The sequence below is a fragment of the Streptomyces sp. NPDC001678 genome (assembly GCF_042892945.1).
Lineage (GTDB): Bacteria > Actinomycetota > Actinomycetes > Streptomycetales > Streptomycetaceae > Streptomyces.
Genome location: NZ_JBIAUP010000008.1, coordinates 187,221 through 206,223, shown reverse-complemented (window position 1 = coordinate 206,223; position 19,003 = coordinate 187,221). Strand labels below are relative to the sequence as shown.

18 protein-coding genes are annotated in these 19,003 nt (G+C 70.2%); 11 read left to right on the top strand and 7 right to left on the bottom strand.

The features are described from left to right. The first annotated feature begins 64 nt into the window (after positions 1-64). Entirely contained in the window at positions 65-1,393 is a 1,329-nt protein-coding gene (locus tag ACFYZR_RS19125; RefSeq protein ID WP_391911661.1) for a class I SAM-dependent RNA methyltransferase, read from the top strand. A 298-nt stretch (positions 1,394-1,691) separates the two neighbouring features. Further along, positions 1,692-3,809, top strand: coding sequence for a DUF2075 domain-containing protein (locus ACFYZR_RS19120; protein WP_391911886.1), 2,118 nt, complete (start codon positions 1,692-1,694; stop codon positions 3,807-3,809). 56 nt (positions 3,810-3,865) lie between these two features. Here ACFYZR_RS19120 and ACFYZR_RS19115 read toward each other — a convergent pair whose 3' ends face one another. The 4 genes from ACFYZR_RS19115 to ACFYZR_RS19100 form a co-directional block, all read right to left on the bottom strand. Continuing rightward, positions 3,866-3,994: a DUF6408 family protein gene (locus ACFYZR_RS19115; RefSeq protein WP_391911658.1), complete on the bottom strand. Its 129-nt coding sequence runs from the start codon at positions 3,992-3,994 to the stop codon at positions 3,866-3,868. 268 nt (positions 3,995-4,262) lie between these two features. Next, positions 4,263-6,134, bottom strand: a complete 1,872-nt coding sequence (locus ACFYZR_RS19110) for a DNA/RNA helicase domain-containing protein (RefSeq protein ID WP_391911656.1) — start codon at positions 6,132-6,134, stop codon at positions 4,263-4,265. 103 nt (positions 6,135-6,237) lie between these two features. Beyond that, positions 6,238-6,429, bottom strand: a complete 192-nt coding sequence (locus ACFYZR_RS19105; RefSeq protein ID WP_391911884.1) for a DUF6255 family natural product biosynthesis protein — start codon at positions 6,427-6,429, stop codon at positions 6,238-6,240. Positions 6,430-6,474: 45 nt separating this feature from the next. Continuing rightward, positions 6,475-6,693, bottom strand: a complete 219-nt coding sequence (locus tag ACFYZR_RS19100; protein ID WP_391911882.1) for a DUF2399 domain-containing protein — start codon at positions 6,691-6,693, stop codon at positions 6,475-6,477. Positions 6,694-7,071: 378 nt separating this feature from the next. On the opposite strand from ACFYZR_RS19100, the gene ACFYZR_RS19095 reads away from it, so the two are divergent. Together ACFYZR_RS19095 and ACFYZR_RS19090 are read left to right on the top strand one after the other, a co-directional pair. Further along, the gene (locus ACFYZR_RS19095) at positions 7,072-7,704 is read left to right on the top strand and encodes a DUF4956 domain-containing protein (protein ID WP_391911654.1); all 633 of its coding nucleotides are present in this window, start codon (positions 7,072-7,074) and stop codon (positions 7,702-7,704) included. 32 nt (positions 7,705-7,736) lie between these two features. After that, the gene (locus tag ACFYZR_RS19090) at positions 7,737-8,528 is read left to right on the top strand and encodes a polyphosphate polymerase domain-containing protein (protein WP_391911652.1); all 792 of its coding nucleotides are present in this window, start codon (positions 7,737-7,739) and stop codon (positions 8,526-8,528) included. A 46-nt stretch (positions 8,529-8,574) separates the two neighbouring features. On the opposite strand, the gene ACFYZR_RS19085 is transcribed toward ACFYZR_RS19090, so the two are convergent. Further along, complete coding sequence (locus ACFYZR_RS19085) at positions 8,575-9,426, bottom strand: putative RNA methyltransferase (RefSeq protein ID WP_391911650.1); 852 nt, start codon at positions 9,424-9,426, stop codon at positions 8,575-8,577. Positions 9,427-9,458: 32 nt separating this feature from the next. Next, the gene (locus ACFYZR_RS19080; protein WP_391911648.1) at positions 9,459-10,064 is read right to left on the bottom strand and encodes a TetR/AcrR family transcriptional regulator; all 606 of its coding nucleotides are present in this window, start codon (positions 10,062-10,064) and stop codon (positions 9,459-9,461) included. 180 nt (positions 10,065-10,244) lie between these two features. Here ACFYZR_RS19080 and ACFYZR_RS19075 point away from each other — a divergent pair, with 180 nt between their 5' ends. The 4 genes from ACFYZR_RS19075 (at position 10,245) to ACFYZR_RS19060 (ending at position 12,853) form a co-directional block, all read left to right on the top strand. Next, positions 10,245-10,652 carry a cell division protein SepF gene (locus ACFYZR_RS19075; RefSeq protein WP_311610857.1) on the top strand — a complete coding sequence of 136 codons (408 nt, stop codon included), beginning with the start codon at positions 10,245-10,247 and terminating at the stop codon, positions 10,650-10,652. A 26-nt stretch (positions 10,653-10,678) separates the two neighbouring features. After that, the gene (locus tag ACFYZR_RS19070; protein ID WP_391911645.1) at positions 10,679-11,827 is read left to right on the top strand and encodes an AAA family ATPase; all 1,149 of its coding nucleotides are present in this window, start codon (positions 10,679-10,681) and stop codon (positions 11,825-11,827) included. 98 nt (positions 11,828-11,925) lie between these two features. Next, positions 11,926-12,276, top strand: coding sequence for a nucleotide pyrophosphohydrolase (locus tag ACFYZR_RS19065; protein ID WP_391911880.1), 351 nt, complete (start codon positions 11,926-11,928; stop codon positions 12,274-12,276). Positions 12,277-12,394: 118 nt separating this feature from the next. Beyond that, positions 12,395-12,853 (top strand): DUF6099 family protein, encoded by a 459-nt coding sequence (locus tag ACFYZR_RS19060; protein WP_391911643.1) that lies wholly within the window; start codon positions 12,395-12,397, stop codon positions 12,851-12,853. A 20-nt stretch (positions 12,854-12,873) separates the two neighbouring features. Here the strand turns inward: ACFYZR_RS19060 and ACFYZR_RS19055 are convergent, their stop codons facing one another. Beyond that, positions 12,874-13,110, bottom strand: coding sequence for a hypothetical protein (locus ACFYZR_RS19055; protein WP_391911641.1), 237 nt, complete (start codon positions 13,108-13,110; stop codon positions 12,874-12,876). A gap of 310 nt (positions 13,111-13,420) precedes the next feature. On the opposite strand from ACFYZR_RS19055, the gene mmuM reads away from it, so the two are divergent. From mmuM to ACFYZR_RS19040, 3 genes are read left to right on the top strand one after another with little or no spacing between them, the layout of a single operon-like run. Continuing rightward, complete coding sequence (gene mmuM, locus ACFYZR_RS19050; RefSeq protein ID WP_391911639.1) at positions 13,421-14,437, top strand: homocysteine S-methyltransferase; 1,017 nt, start codon at positions 13,421-13,423, stop codon at positions 14,435-14,437. Between the two features lie 34 nt (positions 14,438-14,471). Then, positions 14,472-16,031, top strand: coding sequence for a 3' terminal RNA ribose 2'-O-methyltransferase Hen1 (locus ACFYZR_RS19045; protein ID WP_391911637.1), 1,560 nt, complete (start codon positions 14,472-14,474; stop codon positions 16,029-16,031). Positions 16,032-16,087: 56 nt separating this feature from the next. Continuing rightward, on the top strand, positions 16,088-18,739 hold the full coding sequence (locus tag ACFYZR_RS19040) for a polynucleotide kinase-phosphatase (RefSeq protein WP_391911878.1): 2,652 nt from the start codon (positions 16,088-16,090) through the stop codon (positions 18,737-18,739). Positions 18,740-19,003 lie beyond the last annotated feature (264 nt).

The window sequence follows — 19,003 nt, the reverse complement described above, 5'->3', positions numbered from 1 at the left end:
CCCCCGCACCCCTTTCTGCACTTCTTTCTGTACTTCCTTCCTCTACTTTCTGGAGTCGACCGCAATGCAGCACGAGACCGAAGCATCGCTGGTCGGCCATGACTACGAGGTCGAGGTCGGCCCGGTGGCCCACGGCGGCCACTGCGTGGCCCGCACGGAGTCGGGCCGGGTCCTGTTCGTACGGCACGCGCTGCCGGGTGAGCGGGTGATCGCCCGGGTAACGGAGGGCGAGTCGACGTCCCGCTTCCTGCGAGCGGACGCGGTACAGATCTTGGAACCCTCCAAGGACCGCGTACCGGCCCCCTGCCCCTTCTCGGGCCCGGGCAAGTGCGGCGGTTGCGACTGGCAGCACGCCAAGCCGGGCGCGCAGCGCCGCCTCAAGGGTGAGGTGATCGCGGAGCAGCTGATGCGCCTCGCGGGCCTGACGCCGGAGGAGGCCGGCTGGGACGGCACGGTGATGCCGGCCGAGGGCGACAAGCTCCCGGCGGGCCAGGTCCCGGCCTGGCGCACCCGCGTCCAGTACGCGATCGACGCCGAGGGCCACGCGGGCCTGCGCAAGCACCGCTCGCACGAGGTCCAGGTCATCGACCACTGCATGATCGCGGCGCCGGGCGTCAGCGAGCTGGGCATCGAGAAGCGCGAGTGGCCGCAGATCGCCTCGGTCGAGGCCATCGCCGCCACCGGCTCCCACGACCGCCAGGTCATCCTCACCCCCAAGCCGGGCGGCCGCCTGCCCATCGTCGAGCTCGACAAGCCGGTCTCCGTCATGCGCATCGGCGAGCGCGACAAGCAGGTCCACCCCGTCCACGGCCGCGCCTTCGTCCGCGAGCGCGCGGACGACCGCACCTACCGCGTCGGCGCCGGCGGCTTCTGGCAGGTCCACCCCCAGGCCGCCGACACCCTCGTCAAGGCCGTCATGCAGGGCCTGATGCCGCGCAAGGGCGACATGGCCCTCGACCTCTACTGTGGCGTCGGCCTCTTCGCCGGCTCCCTCGCCGAGCGCGTCGGCGACAAGGGCGCCGTCCTCGGCATCGAATCCGGCAAGCGCGCGGTCGAGGACGCCCGCCACAACCTCCGCGACCTGGACCGCGTCCGCATCGAACAGGGCAAGGTCGAGTCCGTCCTCCCGCGCACCCGCATCGACAGCGCCGACATCATCGTCCTGGACCCGCCGCGGGCTGGTGCGGGTCGGGAGACGGTGCGGCACCTGGCGACGCTGGGCGCGCGGCGCATCGCGTACGTGGCGTGCGACCCGGCGGCCCTGGCACGGGACCTGAAGTACTTCGCGGAGGAGGGGTACGCACCGGTGACGCTGCGGGCGTTCGACCTGTTCCCGATGACGCACCACGTGGAGTGCGTGGCGATCCTGAAGCCGGTCGAAAAGGTTCGCTGAGAGTATGCCGAGGCATTGCCTCCGTGTGAAAACCGGCGCGGAGGCAATGCTGTGCTGCACATGACGACGCCGATGAAGCGTGGGTGCCTCAGGGGAGCCGCCGCCGGGCTCTGACCCGAGCCCACGACATGGACGACACGATTCGGCCATGGTGCCTGTGGCCCTGGTCGGCAGCCACGATGTCGCTTTTCAGCGAGATAAGATCACCGGAACCGATTGCGGCCCGACGGGCTTCCTGCTGAGGACATGCCCCCACCCGCACGAGTCACTCGTGCCCTGGGGGAACCACCTCGTGTCCATGCTTCTGCTGAAGTTGTCGGCGCAGGATCTGCTCACTCTGAATTCGCGTCGTCGTATGGTGCCGCACCTCGCTGCTCGCTGGAGGCATTTCCGGGGCGCCGACGCCTCGGAGACGGAGCGGGCCGCGTGGGCGGAGAGCCTGGTGAGTCTTGCGAACGACCTGGTTGCCGCGGGACGCGGGAATGTGGAGATGATCGTCGAGTGCGCCGCCACGGTCGACGAGTCGGACCGCCCGGGTGATCCCCGGCTCATCGATGTCGTTCTGGTCGGCCGTCACCCGGAGGAGAACGGGCCGTCCGTGCAACTGGTCGAGCTGAAGCGCTGGTCGACCGTGACCAGGGTGGAGCAGGCCACTGCGGATCTGGTGCGTGTACCGGGCATGAACGACAGCAAGAAACACCCAGCTCTGCAATTGCGTGAGTATTACCAGGCGTTCACGAGCGCCAGAGGCCCGTTCCAGGGACTCGACTTCGCCTGCGGCGGCTTTGCCTATCTGCACAACGCTACGGACGACTCCGTGCGTCCCCTGCTCGATGTGGACGCGCCGACAGGTTCCTACGCCCGGGTGTATACGGGCGACCGGCGCGCACAGCTGCTGTCCGACCTCCGGGAACATTTCGCCGGGGACGGCGCCGCCTCTGTGGCCGAGACGATGCTGCGGAGCATGGGCTTGCGCAATACCCCCCTGCTCGACGCCATGATCCGGTCCCGCGGAACCGACACCGTATTTACTTTGCGCGGGCGGCAGAAGGAGGTCGCCGACCAGGTAATGGAGACGGCTTCCAAGGCCCTCCCGGACCCTCGATACCCCACCTTGGTCCCGGACGAGCGACGTGTGATCTTCCTGGTGACCGGTGGCGCCGGAACCGGGAAGAGCGCGATCGGCCTGCAGATCAAGGAGGAACTGGAGGCCCAGGGCCGCACGGTCAACTACGCGAGCGGCAGCAGGGCCTTCAACGGCGCGCTCCAAGAGCACGTCGGCTACGGAGACCGGGAGTTCAAGGAAACGTTCACCTACTTCAGCAACTTCGTCACCCCACCGGATCCGCCGCTGGACGTCCTGATCTGCGACGAGGCTCATCGTCTCCGCGACCGCTCGACCAACCGCTTCTGGAAGCCCGAGGACCAGGGGACCGGTCCTCAGGTGGACGAGCTTCTCGCAGCGTCCCGTCTGACGGTGTTCTTCCTGGACGAAGGCCAGTCCGTGCGACCGAACGAGGTCGGCACTGTCGGTCTGATCGAGGAGGCTGCCGCGCGACACGACGCCCGGCTCGTCAGATACGGACTCCGTGAGCAGTTCCGGTGCGGTGGCAGCGACGCCTACGTCCGTTGGGTACGCGCGATGCTCGGTGTGACCGACGAAGCGCCCGAACGGTGGACACCGGATGGACTGATGCACATCGAGGTAGCGGACACACCTGAGGAACTTGAACGGATCATCCGTACGGAAGCACTGGCCGGTGCGTCCGCGCGCATGGTCGCGGGCTACTGCTGGCCTTGGACGAAGCCGCTCGGCGCGGAGAGACGGCTGGAGGCGGACGTTCGTATAGGCGACTGGCACCGGCCGTGGAATGCCGACAGCGACAGTTACTGCAAAGACGGGGTGCCCCCGTCAAGGATCTGGTCCGTACACGAGAACGGACTCGGGCAGGTCGGCTGCGTGTACACAGCGCAGGGTCTCGAATGGGACTGGTGCGGTGTGATCATGGGCGAGGACATGGTGCGCCGCGAGGGCCAGTGGGTTTTCCGCCGGGGCAAGGAGCGCAAGGATCCGGAGTCGGGTATCAAGAGCGTCGCTCAACCCGGCTCATTCGACCCGAAGGTGAAGGCCGGCAGCGTCGATGACGAGGAATTCGCCAGGCTTGTCCGTCAGGCGTATCACGTGCTGATGACCCGGGCCAGCCGCGCGACGGTGCTTTACTCCACGGATGAGGAGACCCGGGCCTACCTCAAAAAGCTCGTCGGCGAGCTCGAGATTCACGGACTGCGTCCTACTTGGGAGAACTTGCCGGCAGAGGCGCGCAGGCCGCATCTGCCCCGGCCCAGCAGAGGAGTGCGTGGCCGAAGGGGCCGGAAGGCGCCTGGCTCGAAGAAACCTGATCTGCGGCTGTTCTGAGGGAGGTTGCTGGGGGAGTGGAGTGGCGGGCTCACCGGGCCCGCCACCTGCCTGCGTCAGAAGAGCAGGCTCGCAACCGACGTCAAGGTCGTCACCAGAAGATTGGAGACGACTCCGACAGCGATCTCGTTCAGGACCTCGCGGATCCGTTCACGACGCGCAGGCTTGTACTCGACCGGGTCCATGACCACTCCAAAGCAGTGAGTTCGGAATGGTAGGGGGACGCCCTACCGGGCATCCACGCTCGCGTCATGTGTCACCACATGACGGGCACAACCACTCCTCACCCACGGCCCATGGGAGCAAGCACATGAACCGCAGCCCGTACCCTCCGGGAAGGTGTGCAGCGCGCTGATCTTATCTCGTGGGCTGCATCCGCGTGTTGCGGTTTTCGAAGGCGGCTCGATGCCGCGATCGCGTAGCTGCCCGCGGCATGTCGAAGGCTATCGGTTTCTATAGAGCCGGAGGGATCAGGGAACGGAGCTTCTCGCGGGTCTCCGGGTCCGTCGAGTAGATAACCGTTCCGATCATGCCCCGGGTGAGCAGCACCTTGTAGGTGTTGCGGACGAGGCGGTCGACGTCCTCGTCCGCTGTGGCCTTGGTGAAGGCTGGGTCCTTCGACGCGGTGCGGTCGACCACCCAGCGGTCGGTCCGCCAGACCAGGTCCGGTCCCATGATCACGCCCGACCAGTCGTACTCGAAGCCCTGCGCGGTGTAGACACAGCCGACCTGCCCGAACCCGGCAGGATCGGTGGCCCAGAGCGGCGCGGGCGGTGCGCCGAGGAGGGCGCGGTCTCCGTAAAGGTTCCACGGCCTCGCCCAATCGCCGATCGTCACGTCGGCGGGTAGGGCGGACATGTTCGGAGTGATCTTTGTCGTCCATTTCCAGCAATAGCCGGCGGACATCCGGGCGCCGTAGTCCTCAGCCCGTCGTGAGGCGAGGAAGTCCTCCAGTTCTTGTGGGCTGTCGGCGGTCAGCAGTTGCACCTTGCCGTCCGGCTCCCACACGGCAGGCCTATCGCCCTCCAAACCGAGCAGGCTGGTCACCCAGCTCAGGTAGGCGTCACTGCCGCCGCACCGGAACTGGCTGTCCAGCTCGAGCACCGTGCACGCCAGCCCCTGTTCGGCGGCGGCCTCCCGGATCTGATCCACTGTGCCCATTTCGCCGGGGCGCACCACCTGGTGCTGGTCCAGCAGGAACACCGGAACACGCGCAGCGTCCATCAGCTCTGCCACCTGTGCGCGACCGGTACGCAGCGCAGCCCTGGTGTACCGATTGGCGGAGGTCTTACGGAGACGGTGGGCTTCGTCGCAGATGAGCACGTCCAGATCGTTGGGCTCGGCCTCCATGAAGCTATTGAAATAGCGGAAGAGCTTCTGGACCTCGGGCTTCCGGGCGCCTGCGATCTTGCGCATCGTCTTCGTGAACGACTGCGAACCGGTGGCGTGCAGGGCGGGGATCCCACGTCGGTAGAGATCGCCGAGCAGGGACAGGGCGATCACGCTCTTGCCGGAGCCCGGACCTCCGGCTACCACGACCACCTGCTTGCGGTTGGACCGCCGGGCCCGTCGAACGGCCGACATCACCGTTTCGTAGGCAAGCCGCTGTTCGTCCAGCAGGACGAACTGTTCCCGGTTGCGGACCTCTTCGGCGGCAACAGCCATCAGTTGCTTCGACGGCCGGAGCTTGCCCTGCAGCAGCGCGTCGGCTGCCTCGGCGCCAGGCTTCTCCGCCAGCCGGGAACGCAGGTAGCTCAGGAAGGCACCGCGCTGGTCACCGGTGAACATCCGGCCCCGGTCATCCTCCGTGACGGCGCGCAGCCCGGCCACCCCGAACTCGGTCGCATTGTGCAGGTAGGCCACCCCGGTGACCGACTCCGGGATCCGCTCCAGCGCCCCGTTGAACGAGATCAGGTAGTCGCAGTAGCCGCGTACCTGCTCGATCGGGTTGAGGACCGGCTCCGAATAGGCGGGAACGCGGCACCGCAGCGGATCGTCATCCTCGGGATAGGCCTCGCTCCACTGCTTGAGCTCGACCACCATGTATGACGGTTCACCGGTGGCCGGATGCACGCCGGCCAGTATCACGTCCGCGCGCTTGCTGGTGAGCGGCAGTCCGTACTCCACAAGCACCTCGACCTCACCGAGCCCGGCTTCCACGAGCGCGTTGGTCAGCGCGGGGAGGCTCCGCTCCCAAGAACGCACTTCCGACGGCTGAGGCCGGTGGCGGTGCTTGTGCAGGAAGTTCTCGGTCAGGAGTTCCGCCAACCGTCCCTCGAGATGGGTGCGGTTGGCCAACGATGCCGCGGACTCACGGAACAGCAAGAAAATGCCCCTAGGCAGCACGAAGTAGCTCGTGCGGGTGGGGGCATGTCCTGTGGTTCCGCGAGAAGCGGAGCGGAAGCCCGTCGGGCCGCTGAGATGGTCTTTACCATCCTAGGACAGGGTGTGGATCACGTATGAGGAGCGTGGGTCCCGATGTCGCCAGGGTCACCGATAGGCCGGACGGGCGCAGAGCGCCGTAGTGAGCGAAGCGACGCGTCTCGCAAGGGTGGCAGCGTTCCTCGCGGTCGGCCGTATCTCCGGTGACAGCTCGGGAGAGCCGGTGAGCCGTAGCGATGGCATCCGGCCGCCCAATGCCGTCGCGCGGAGCCCGTACATGAGATCAGCCGACATCCGCGAGGAGGTCCGCCAAAGCCACCTCTTCCTCGACCCGTACCTCCAGCTCGCCCATGGCCTGCGCCAGCGCAGGGTCCCAAGGGGACGCGACCGGCGTGCCCGTCAGAGGCGGCAGCTCTGCGGCAGTGGCGGCCAGGGCGCGGTAGTCGGCGGCTCTGAATCGCCAGGGGCGCCATGGCCCATGGCTCAGGAGTACGTTCGCGATTCGGAGTCCGCCCCAGGCGAAGTCACCGTGGTAGAGGAGAGATGCTCCGCCGGTAGAGGGCGGAGTTGGGAGCGGTGAGATGAGCGAAGGGGGCGTATCCCTCGGCCGGGGCTGGGGGTGCCGGGGTCATCGCCCGGTCATTCTTTCCGATGACTCGAGGCATGGATATGCAATGCCGGGATTCTCACAGGTCAAAGTGACAAGCGACCGACATCTGTGACGGCCGCCCGGAGGGCCTGCGGCGCGGCGTTCAACGCCGTTCGGCGAGCGTGGTTCCTTCTCGGAAGAACGTTTCTCCACAGGGCGAAGCATGTTCGATTCGAGTGGGCCTATCGTCTGTGCTCCTTCCGATCCTTCCGACCCGAGAGGGAGCGAATCATGGACGCTCTACGGCACATCGCCGCCGGCCTGGTGCTGGACCTCGCCGCCGTCTGTCTGCTGGCCTTCGCGATCTACTATCCGCGGCACCGTCGCCGTGACCTGGTACCGGCTTACCTGGCCCTGAACACGGGGCTGTTCACCGTCGTCGCGGCTCTGGCGGCGGTGGGCGGCAGAGGGGCGGCCGGGCTCGGGTTCGGGCTCTTCGGGGTGTTGTCGATCGTGAGGCTGCGTTCGGACGCGGTGCAGCAGGAGGACGTCGCGTACTACTTCACCACGCTCGTCCTCGGCCTCGTCTGCGCGCTGCCGGATGTGACGGTCCCGGTGAAGGCCGGGCTGAGCGCGGTGCTGCTGCTCGTGCTCTGGGCCGCCGACAGCCAGTGGCTCCTGGCCCGATCGCGCCGCGCCGTCGTCACTCTCGACCGGGTGCACCGTGACCCCGTCGCGCTCCGGGCCGACCTCGCCAGGCGTCTGGGCGAGCCGTTGCGGTGGACCGTCATGGAGGTGGACTACGTCCGCGACCTCATGGTCGTCGACGTCCGGTACCGCGAGCCCGACCTGGACGAGGGCGCGTACACCGGTACTGAGGTCCTGACCGGGCTCCGGGTCGCACCCGTCTGCGAGCCGGTATGACCGGCATCACGGCAGCTCCTGCGGCAGGGGCCATGACGGCTGCGCGGGCCGTCGCGCGGGTGGCGCAGGCCGCCGCGCCCATCTCCCTGGCCGAAGTGAATGAACGGGCCCAGTTGCTGACCCGTTTCGACCGCAAATACCTCGTCCCCGCACCGGTCTTCCTGAGTGTGGCCGGCCGGTTGACGGATTCCCGGCGGTCGGGTGGCTCCTTCCGGGTACTCGCCATCGGCGGGCGTCGAGGCTTCCGCTATCACTCCGTCTACTACGACACCCCCGAACTCCGCTCCTTTCACGACCACTGTCAGGGGCGTCGGTTCCGCTTCAAGATTCGTGAGCGGGTGTACGAGGACTCGGGGGAGCGGCAATTCGAGGTCAAGCTCAAGGGGAGACGTGGGGCCACGGTCAAGTACCGTCGCGCTCTGACCGGTGCGGACACCCCGCTCGACCACCACTGTCGCGCGTACCTCGCCGAGACCCTGCGCCGGGCCCACGGCATCGCCGCGCCCATGGCGCTGTGCCCGTCCATCAGCACCGACTATCTGCGGACGACCCTGGTGGCCGACGGTGAACGCATCACCTGCGACGTGGGCCTGACCTGCGGCGACCTGCGCGCGGGACGGTCCGTACGCGGTGACGCCGCGCTCGTCCTCGTGGAGACGAAGTCGACAGGACCTCTCAGCGAAGTCGACCGGCTGCTGCACGCCCATGGCGTGCGCCCAGCCGTTTTCACCAAGTACTGCGGGGCCTTGGCGGCTCTCCGCCCCGCCCTCCCCGCGAACCGCTGGCGGAGGGCGGCCCGGCGGGTGTTCGGGGAGGCCGAATGACGTGGAGGGTGAGGGGAGAGCCGTGGGTGGTGTGCGTGCGGGCCGCTCAGGCCAGCGGTCGGTACGCCGTCAGCGTCACCGACAGCGTGACCTCGTACGGCTCCGGCAGCGCCGCGATCCGTGCCGCCAGGGCCTCGCCATCGCGGTGCCAGGCGTTGGGGCCCATGCCGACCAGCTGGGCCAGGGCGTGGTGGTCGAGCGTCATGGTCGTCGTCAGGGCGCGCGAGGTCGTGGTCGAGAAGTGGGGGGCGAGCTGGTCGGAGAGGCGCTGCTCCTTGCGCTCGTCCACGCGCATCAGGCCGAGGGCGTCGATCAGCTCCTGGAGGTGGTCCGGGCGGGGGGTGACGACCAGGAGGGTCCCCTGCGGGTGGAGGACCCGGCGGAGCTCCGGGCCGTTGCGCGGGGCGAAGGTGTTGACGACGAGGGTGGCGGAGGCGTCCTGCAGTGGCAGCGCCTGCCAGGCGTCGGCCACCACGGCGCCGATGCGCGTGTGCGCCTTGGCGGCGCGGCGGGCGGCGAACTTCGAGATGTCGAGGAGGATCCCCTCGGCCTCGGGGAAGGCGTCCATGACATGGGACTGGTAGTAGCCCGTGCCGCCGCCGATGTCGACCACGCACCCCGCAGCCGGTGAGGCCGATGAGTCGGCCGTGTCACGTGCCAGGGAGACCAGCGCCTCGGCGATGGGGGAATAGTGGCCGGCGCCCAGGAATTCCGCGCGGGCGTCGACCATCTCCCGGGTGTCGGCGCTGTACTTGACCGCCCCCGGGAGGAGGTTCACATAGCCCTGCTTCGCCACGTCGAAGGAGTGGCCGTTCGCGCAGGCCAGCGCACGGTCCTTCGCGGCCAGGGGAGCGGTGCAGTGGGGGCAGCGCAGGTACCGCACAATATGGTTCAACATCGCGTACCGATCGTACCGTTATGGGTGATGCGTCAGGCCCGGGGAGCCCGGGGACGGAGCCCGGCGAGGACCATGTCGACGAGGCTGTCGGCGAACTCGTGCGTCAGTGGCTGGCTCCGCAGCAGCCAGCGCTGGGCGAAGGGGCCGAGGATCAGCTCCGCGGCCAGGCGCGGGTCGATCTCCTCGGCGACCTCTCCCGCGTCCTGTGCGGCGCGGATCCGGTCGACGTAGGCCTGCGTGCCCGGTTCCATCACCTTGCTCGTGAAACCGGCGGAGACCTCGGAGTCGTTCACCATGGCCACGTAGAGCGCGCGGTACGGCGCCTGGAACGCGGGGTCGTTGAATTCGTCGACCGTCGCCTGCAACACGGCCTTGAGGTCCGTCGAGAGGTCGCCGGTGTCGGGCAGCGTGCCCTCGCCGGCCTCCACGCTCTCGGTGAAGGCGTCGAGCAGGACGGCCCCCTTGGACGGCCACCAGCGGTAGATCGTCTGCTTGCCGACGCCGGCGCGCGCCGCGATCCCCTCGATCGTCAGCTTGTCGTAGCCGGTCTCGCCCACGAGGGAGAGCGCGGCCTCACAGATCGCCTGGCGTGAGCGCTGGCTGCGCCGGGCGGCATCGGGTGCTGTCTTGTCGGACATGACACGGGAGTGTAGCGAGTGATCGAGGCGATACGTATCGTTTCGTCGATGGCGTGCCGAAGAGTCGGCCCCTGGGCCGATCGGCCCCCTCGGAGCGCGTGTCATTGGGCCTAACGGGGGTTTTTATCCCTAGAATCGCGGGATGTACATACCCAGCACGTTCCCCGGAGGGGTGATCCGGTGAACCGGTCCGAGGCCACCGATGAGCAGTGGGAAGGGCTTGCCCAGGTCGTCCCGCTGAGGGGCCACCAGGCATGGCCGTCCTGGCCCGACCACCGGGCCCTGCCCGAGGAGGAGCCGGCGGAGAAACAGCGGCGGCTCGTCGTGCTCCGGGTGCAGATCTTCGCGGACGCCCGCGAGGTCGCCGAGCACCTGATCGCGCGCGTCCCGGTGCTGCTCGACCTCACGAGCGCCGACACCGACGTGGCCAAGCGCATTCTCGACTTCTCCAGCGGTGTCGTTTTCGGTCTGGGCAGTGCCATGCACCGGGTCGACACCAACGTCTTCCTGCTGGCCCCTGAGGGGACCGAGGTGGCCTCCGGGTACCCCGATCGTAGGAAGAATGATCAGATGAAACGGTTTGGCTGACATTCCGCCGCCTACGGTCCTCAGGCATGGACGCCGCCAACCCGCACAAGCGCCCCGCCGTCACCGAACTGCGGCTTTCCGCTTTCAAGTCGCACCGCAACGCCGTCTTCGCTCTCGCTCCGCTGACCCTGTTCAGGGGCGGCAGCGGCAGCGGCAAGTCCAATGCCCTGGAGGCGTACGAGACCCTCGCCCGGCTCGCGGGCGGTGACACCCTCGACGAGGCGCTCGCCCCGGTGGCCGGCGGCGCCCAGGCGTGCGTACCGCAGCAGGCCAGGCCGGACGCCCAGGGGAGACGGGGCTTCCGGATCGGGTGCACGGTGGAGGGCCCGATGGGGCCGGTCCTGCTGGACGTGGCGGTCCAGGCCGAGCCCGAACTACGCGTCGTCGGTGAACGGCTGACGGGGGCGGGGCAGACGTTGCTCTCCACGGCGCTGCGCGACCCGGGGCTGCCGAGGGTCGAGGCCGCCTGGCACACGGCGGGTTCCGTGCCCGTCACCCGCGCGCCCCTGCCCGACGACCGGCTGGGCACGGCGCTGCTGCCGCTGCGGGTCGCGGGGAAGACCGCCGGGCAGCGGCTGGTCCTCGACGCGGCCGAGCAGGTGGTGATCGCCCTGCGCTCGGTCTTCCCCTGCGACCCCCGGCCCGAGCTGATGCGCGCGCCGGTCGCCGCGCGCGACGGGCGGCTGCGGGGCGCGTGCGACAACGTTGCCGCGGTCCTGGGGCGCACCCGCAACGAGTGCGGCACCCGCCACGCGCTGCTGGTCGCAGCCGCGGGCGCGGGGTGCCGCTGCCCCGTCGACGGGCTGTCCGTGGAGGGCCTCGACGGAGGTTTCGTACGGGCCGTCCTGGAGCGGCAGACAGGGGCGGCCACGCCGCTGGAGCGACTGGGGGACGGTGAGCTGCGCTACCTGGCGCTGTGCCTGGTGCTGCTGACGGGGCCAGGGGTACTGGCCGTGGACCCGGCGGCCGAGGTGCTGGAGGCCCGGCAGGTGCTCACCGTCCTGGCGGACGGACTCGACCGGTGCCTCGACGCGCGGCAGGCCCGGGAACTGCTGGGGCTGGCGGCGCGGATGTGCGAGCGGGGGCACATCAGGTTGGTGGGGACGGTGCGGGGTGCTGCGGCGGAAGCGGCCGACGAGGTGGCCGGGGTGTCGATGGTAGACCTGGGGACGTGAGCGAACTTCCTGAACACCGTGAACACCTTGAACATCCCGAGGAAAGCCGCAGCGGCCGGCACGAGCCCCCCAGGGCGGCGGGGCTCGACGTCCGGGCGTTGCAGGACCGGCTGGCGGCCTTCGCCGCGGCACGCGACTGGCAGCGGTTCCACACCCCCAAGAACCTGGTCGCGGCGCTCAGCGTCGAGGCGTCCGAACTGGTCGAGATCTTCCAGTGGCTGACGCCGGAGCAGTCGGCCCGGGTGATGGAGGAACCCTCGACGGCCGCACGGGTCGAGGACGAGGTCGCGGACGTTCTGGCCTACCTGCTCCAGTTCTGCGAGGTGCTGGGGATCGATGTCCTGACGGCGCTTTCGGCGAAGATCGACCGAAATGAGCGGCGATTTCCGGCACCGAAGGAGGCCGGCGTCGACGTCGACGATCAGGGGGCTCGTCACTCTCCGGAGTGATTGAGTTATCCACACCGCATTTGGTATCCACAGATTTCTGAATTCCCCTGGCTTTTCCGGCGGTTAGTCATCACTCTGGGTAGTGAGAGCGGGCAGACGGGAAACATGGGGGACGGTCATGGAGGCAGTGCGGCTCATCGTGGCCACTCGGCACGCCCTGGCGCAGGCCAGGGAGGTGCGGGACATCGTGGTGGAGGCGTGGCAGGCGCAGGCGCTGGCCGAGGCCATCGGCAGCCATGTCGCCCTGCACGGACCCTTCGAGGCGCGCGCGGCGGCCCTCGGCCTCAGCGAGGCCGGGGCCCGGGCCTCCGGCGCGCTGCGCCAGACCGCGCTGCGGTCCGGAGGCTTACGAGCGGCGCAGCTCGCCGAAGTGCGCGACCCCTGGGCGGCGTTGACGGACCTCGGCGAGCTCCTGGGCGAGGTCGGCATCGCGCTGGTGGGCGTCGCCGGCGCCTGCGAGGAGGACGCCGTCTATTGGCAGTGCATAGAGGCGATCGACGCCGCCGACGAGACCAGCGACAGGATCGGGGGGCTGCTCAGACGGCTCGCCCTGCGGACGCGAGGCGGTGCGGCATGAGGGACCCGGGGGTGTGGAGGTCAGTCCGTGCCGGTGCCGCCCGTGGGCGAGGTGGGCTCGGCGGGCTCCTCGGGCTCGACGGCCTCGTCGACGGGTCGCCGCTCCGACGACTGAAGGTCGGCGTCGAGCTGCGTCAGATCGGCGTTGAGCGCCGCCATCAGCTCCTCCATCTGTTGCAGCAGGCCCTTGGGTGCGCCCTGCTGTGGGGAAGCAGCCTGGGTGGGCATGGCCTCGTCGGGCGCGGCTTCCTGGGTCATGGTGGCCTCCTCGGCCCTCGCCCTCCCCGTGCGGTCGGGCGGCGTTGCGATCGTCGCCTCCGGCAGCGGACACCGGTGCGCGGGCCGGGCGGTCCGGCTCCGCCCGAGCCAACGATCAGCTGGACGCGCCGGACACTGGCGGAGGCGCCGTGGGCCGTCCGGCGTGGGGGAATTTCACCCGGCCGGAGTGAGTAGGGGAAGGCGTGAGGCGGCCTGTTGACGTCTGTTCGAGCAGGCGGAACGGAGGTGTGCGGAGGGAGGCGCGATAGTGGTGGGGAGAGGCCCGCCCAGCGCTGGAGGAGCACCCTTGATGTCCGCCCCGGATACACCACCCGGCAGGCCGTCCGACGTCTTGCCTGTCACGTCGTCCGACTCGTCCGACTCGTCCGACCCGTCTGATGCGTCTGATGTGCTGCCGGACGCGCTGCCTGGCGCACCGCTCGCGGCCGCGCTCGCTCATGGGCCGCTCGTCCTGGACGGCGGGCTGTCCAATCAGCTGGTGGCCCAAGGCTGTGACCTGTCCGACGAGCTGTGGTCGGCGCGGCTGCTCGCCGATGACCCCGCGCAGATCGAGGCCGCGCACACGGCCTATGTCCGGGCAGGTGCTCGGGTGCTCATCACGGCCAGCTATCAGGCGACCTTCGAGGGGTTCGCGAAAAGGGGGCTGGGGAGGGAGGAGGCGGCCGCGCTGCTGAGGCGGAGCGTGGAGCTGGCGCGCCGGGCGGCCGCGCGGGCTGAGAGGGAGGTCTGGGTCGCAGCGTCCGTCGGGCCCTACGGGGCGATGCTCGCGGACGGAAGCGAGTACAAGGGGCGGTACGGGCTGAGCGTCGCGGAGCTGGAGCGGTTCCACCGGCCGCGGATCGAGGCACTGGCCGGGGCCGGGCCGGATGTGCTGGCGCTGGAGACCGTGCCGGACGTGGACGAGGCGCGGGCGCTGCTGCGGGCCGTACGGGGCTGCGGGGTGCCGGTGTGGCTGTCGTACAGCATTGAGGGCGAGGCCACCAGGGCGGGGCAGCCACTGACAGAGGCGTTCGCGGTGGCCGCCGGGAACGATCAGGTGATCGCCGTCGGGGTCAACTGCTGTACGCCGGGCGATGTGGACCAGGCGGTGGAGATCGCCGCCCGGGTGACGGGGAAACCGGTCGTGGTCTATCCGAACAGTGGGGAGGGATGGGATGCGCGAGCAAGGGACTGGCGGGGGCGTGCGACATTCGATCCCGCGCGGGTCGCGGGCTGGCGGGCAGCCGGGGCCCGGCTCATCGGCGGCTGCTGCCGCGTCGGCCCGGAGCGGATCGCGGAGCTGGCCGCGCTGCTGGAAAACCAGTAGGAATCCGGCCAGACAGACCCGGATAATCGACCGTGTGTTCCTGACGATCAGTACTTCCGGTGACGCCGAGAACCCCGCGACCGACCTCGGATTCCTGCTGCACAAGCATCCCGACAAGGCGCAGCGATTCTCCACCTCTCATGGCACCGCGCACGTCCTCTACCCCGAGGCCGGTGTGGAGCGCTGCACGGCGGCGCTGCTGCTCGAGGTCGATCCGGTGGCGCTCGTCCGGCGCGGCAAGGGCCGGGGCCGGGGCGGCGCTCCCGACTCGGCGCTGGCGCAGTACGTCAACGACCGGCCCTACGCGGCCTCCTCGCTGCTGGCCGTGGCGATCGGCAGCGTGTTCTCCAGCGCCATCAAGGGGCAGTGCGCGGCCCGGCCCGAACTGCCGGGGCAGGTGAGGCCGTTGCGCATCGAGATCCCGGCGCTGCCCGCCCGGGGCGGTGTCGCGCTCGTGGAGCGGCTCTTCGCGCCGCTGGGCTGGACGGTGACCGCCCGTCCGGTGGCACTGGACGAGCGGTTCCCCGAGTGGGGCGACTCGCGCTATGTGTCGCTGGTGCTGGAAGGGGAGCTGAGGCTGGTCGAGGCGCTGCGGCAGCTGTATGTGCTGCTGCCGGTGCTGGACGACGCCAAGCACTACTGGGTCGCGCCCGACGAGGTGGAGAAGCTGCTGCGCTTCGGCGAGGGCTGGCTGGAAAACCACCCCGAGCAGCGACTGATCACCAGCCGCTATCTCTCCCGCCGCTGGGGTCTGACCCGTGACGCCCTCGACCGCCTGGCGCTGGCCCGGCTGGCCGAGGCCGACGACACCGAGGCCGAGGAACTGGACAACGCGGTCGACGAGACGGCGGACACCGAGGAGCGGCCCGTACCGCTGGCGGTGCAGCGACGTGCGGCGATCCTCGACGTCCTGCGCCGGTCCGGGGCGTCCCGGGTGCTTGACCTCGGCTGTGGTCAGGGACAGCTGGTGGGGGAGCTCCTCAAGGACGCCCGCTTCACCGAGGTCGTGGGCGTCGATGTGTCGATACGCGCGCTGAAGGAGGCCTCGCGACGGCTGCGCCTGGACCGGATGCCGGAGCGGCAGGCGGCCCGTGTGACGCTGCTCCAGGGCTCCCTGGCCTACACGGACCGCAGGCTCGCCGGTTATGACGCCGCCGTGCTCAGCGAGGTCATTGAGCACCTGGACCTGCCGAGGCTGCCCGCCCTGGAGCACGCGGTGTTCGGCGCGGCCCGCCCGGCGACGGTCGTAGTGACGACGCCCAATGTGGAGTACAACGTCCGCTGGGAGACCCTTCCCGCCGGGCACGTTCGCCACGCGGACCACCGCTTCGAGTGGACCCGGAAGGAGTTCCGGGCCTGGGCCGAGCGGGTCGCCGAGCGCCATGGGTACGCGGTGGAGTTCCTGCCCGTGGGGCCCGACGACCCCGAGGTGGGGCCGCCGACGCAGATGGCCGCGTTCCACAGGAACGACACGAGCGAGGACGCCGGCGCGAAGGGCAAGAAGAAGACGAACAACGATGTGAACGACGTGAACGGTGTGAGTGACAAGCAGCGCGGCACCGACGAGAGCGCGAAGGAGGCGAGGACCGCATGACCGAGAACCGCACAACGGAGAGCCGTACCACGGAGAAGGCCACAGCCAAGGAGCGCATGGCCGAGGGGCGCACGGCTGAGGGCCAGGTGGCCCTGGCCGTTCCCGACCTGTCGCTCGTGGTCCTCATCGGGGCCACCGGGTCCGGCAAGTCCACCTTCGCCGCACGGCACTTCAAGCCGACCGAGGTCGTCTCCAGCGACTTCTGCCGGGGTCTGGTCAGCGACGACGAGAACGACCAGAGCGCCAGCAAGGACGCTTTCGAGGTGCTGCACTACATCGTCGGCAAGCGCCTCGCGGCCGGCCGGCTGACCGTCGTCGACGCCACCAACGTCCAGCCCGAGGCCCGTAAGCAGCTCGTCGCCCTGGCCCGGGAGCATGATGTGCTGCCCGTCGCGATCGTCCTCGACATCCCCGAGGACGTCTGCGCCGCGCGCAACGCCGCCCGACCCGACCGGGCCGCCCTGCCCCGTCGCGTCATCCAGCGCCACCAGCGCGAGCTGCGGCGCTCCCTGCGCCACCTGGAGCGCGAGGGCTTCCGCAAGGTGCACGTCCTGCGCGGCACGGCCCGGACGGACTCCGCCGAGATCGTGCGCGAACGCCGCTACAACGACCTGCGGCACGTCACCGGCCCGTTCGACATCGTCGGTGACATCCACGGCTGCCGCTCCGAGCTGGAGAGCCTGCTGACCCGGCTGGGCTACGACCTCGTGCGCGACGACGCCGGCCGTCCCGTGGACGCCACGCACCCCGAGGGCCGCACCGCCGTCTTCGTCGGCGACCTCGTCGACCGGGGCCCCGACAGCCCCGGTGTGCTGCGCCTGGTGATGGGCATGGTCGCCGCCGGGCACGCCCTGTGCGTCCCCGGCAACCACGAGAACAAGCTCGGCCGCTTCCTCGGCGGCCGTCAGGTCAAGGTCGCCCACGGTCTCGCCGAGACCATCGAGCAGCTCGAGCGGGAGGCCGAGCGGGACCCGGAGTTCCGGGAGCGGGTGCGGGAGTTCATCGGTGCGCTCGTCAGCCACTACGTCCTCGACGGCGGCGCGCTGGTCGTCTGCCACGCGGGGCTGCCCGAGAAGTACCACGGCCGCACCTCCGGCCGAGTCCGCTCGCACGCGCTGTACGGCGACACGACGGGCGAGACCGACGAGTTCGGCCTGCCCGTGCGCTACCCGTGGGCGGAGGACTACCGCGGCCGGGCCGCCGTGGTCTACGGCCACACCCCGACCCCCACGGCCACGTGGCTCAACAACACCATCTGCCTGGACACCGGTGCCGTCTTCGGCGGCAAGCTGACCGCGCTGCGCTGGCCCGAGCGCGAGCTCGTGGACGTACCGGCCGAGCGCGTCTGGTACGAGCCGCTGCGGCCGCTGGTCAGCGAGGCGCCCGGCGGCGCCGACGGCCGCCCGCTGGACCTCGCCGACGTCACCGGCCGCCGCGTCGTGGAGACCCGGCACCTGGGCCGGGTGGCGGTCAAGGAGGAGAACGCGGCGGCGGCCCTGGAGGTCATGAGCCGCTTCGCGGCCGAGCCCCGCCAGCTGGTCTACCTGCCGCCGACCATGGCCCCCTGCGCCACCTCCAAGGAGGAGGGCTACCTGGAGCATCCTGCGGAGGCCTTCGCCGCCTACCGCGCCGATGGTGTGCGCCAGGTGGTGTGCGAGGAGAAGCACATGGGCTCCCGGGCCGTGGTCCTGGTGTGCCGTGACGCGGATGTGGCACGCGAGCGCTTCGGGCTGCCCGAGGGCGTGCCCGGCGCGGTGTACACCCGCACGGGCCGGCCGTTCTTCGACGACACCGAGGTGGTCACCCGAATCCTGGAGCGGCTGGGCCGATGCGTGGCGGGCGCCGGGCTGTGGGAGGAGCTGACCACCGACTGGCTGCTGCTGGACGCCGAGCTGATGCCCTGGTCCCTCAAGGCCCAGGGGCTGCTGCGCAACCAGTACGCGGCGGTGGGCGCGGCTTCCGGCGCGGTCTTCCCGGGCGCGCTCGCGGCCCTGGAGTCCGCCGCCGCCCGGGGGCTGGACGTCGCCGAGCTGCTCGGCCGTCAGCGTGAGCGGGCCGAGGACGCCGAGGCCTTCACGGAGGCGTACCGCCGCTACTGCTGGACCGTCGGCCCGGCCGCCGGCACCGGCGGGGGCCGCTTGGACGGCTTGGACGGGGACGGCCTGGACGGGATCAGGCTGGCGCCGTTCCAGATCCTGGCCGGCGAGGGCCGCAGCCTGGCCACCGTCCCGCACGACGAGCAGCTCGCGATGATCGACCGGATCGTGGCCCAGGACGCGGGCGGCGCCTCCGGCGGGCTGCTCGCCCCCACCCGCCGTATCGTCGTCGACACCGGGGACGAGGCGTCCGTCGCCGAGGGCACCCGCTGGTGGCTCGACCTCACCGAAGCCGGTGGCGAGGGCATGGTCGTCAAGCCGCTCCAGGCGTATGTGCGCGGGGAGGACGGCCGGCTCGTCCAGCCGGGCATCAAGTGCCGGGGCCGGGAGTACCTGCGGATCATCTACGGGCCCGAGTACACCCGTCCGGAGAATCTGGCCCGGCTGCGCATACGCCACCTCGGCCACAAGCGCTCACTCGCCCTGCGCGAGTACGCGCTGGGTCTGGAGGCGCTGGACCGGCTGGCGGCTGGGGAGCCGCTGTGGCGGGTCCACGAGGCGGTCTTCGCCGTCCTCGCGCTGGAGTCCGAGCCGGTGGACCCGCGGCTCTAGCGTTTCGCCTCCGGCGGTCCTGCGGTCCCACGGCCGTGCGGTCCCACTGCCGTGCGGTCCTGCGGCCCCGTGGTCCGGGCAGTGCGGTCCGGGCACTGCGGTCCAGCGGTCCGGGCGCTGCGGGCCGGTGGGGGCTGGTCGCGCCCGCGCGGCGGTAGCCGCATATCGACACAGCCCCGCGCCCCTTACGGGGCGCGGGCCGGGCCGGCTCCGCGCCCCCAGCGGTCGTCCCACTCGGCACTCCGTGCCCCGGTCGCCGAGTGA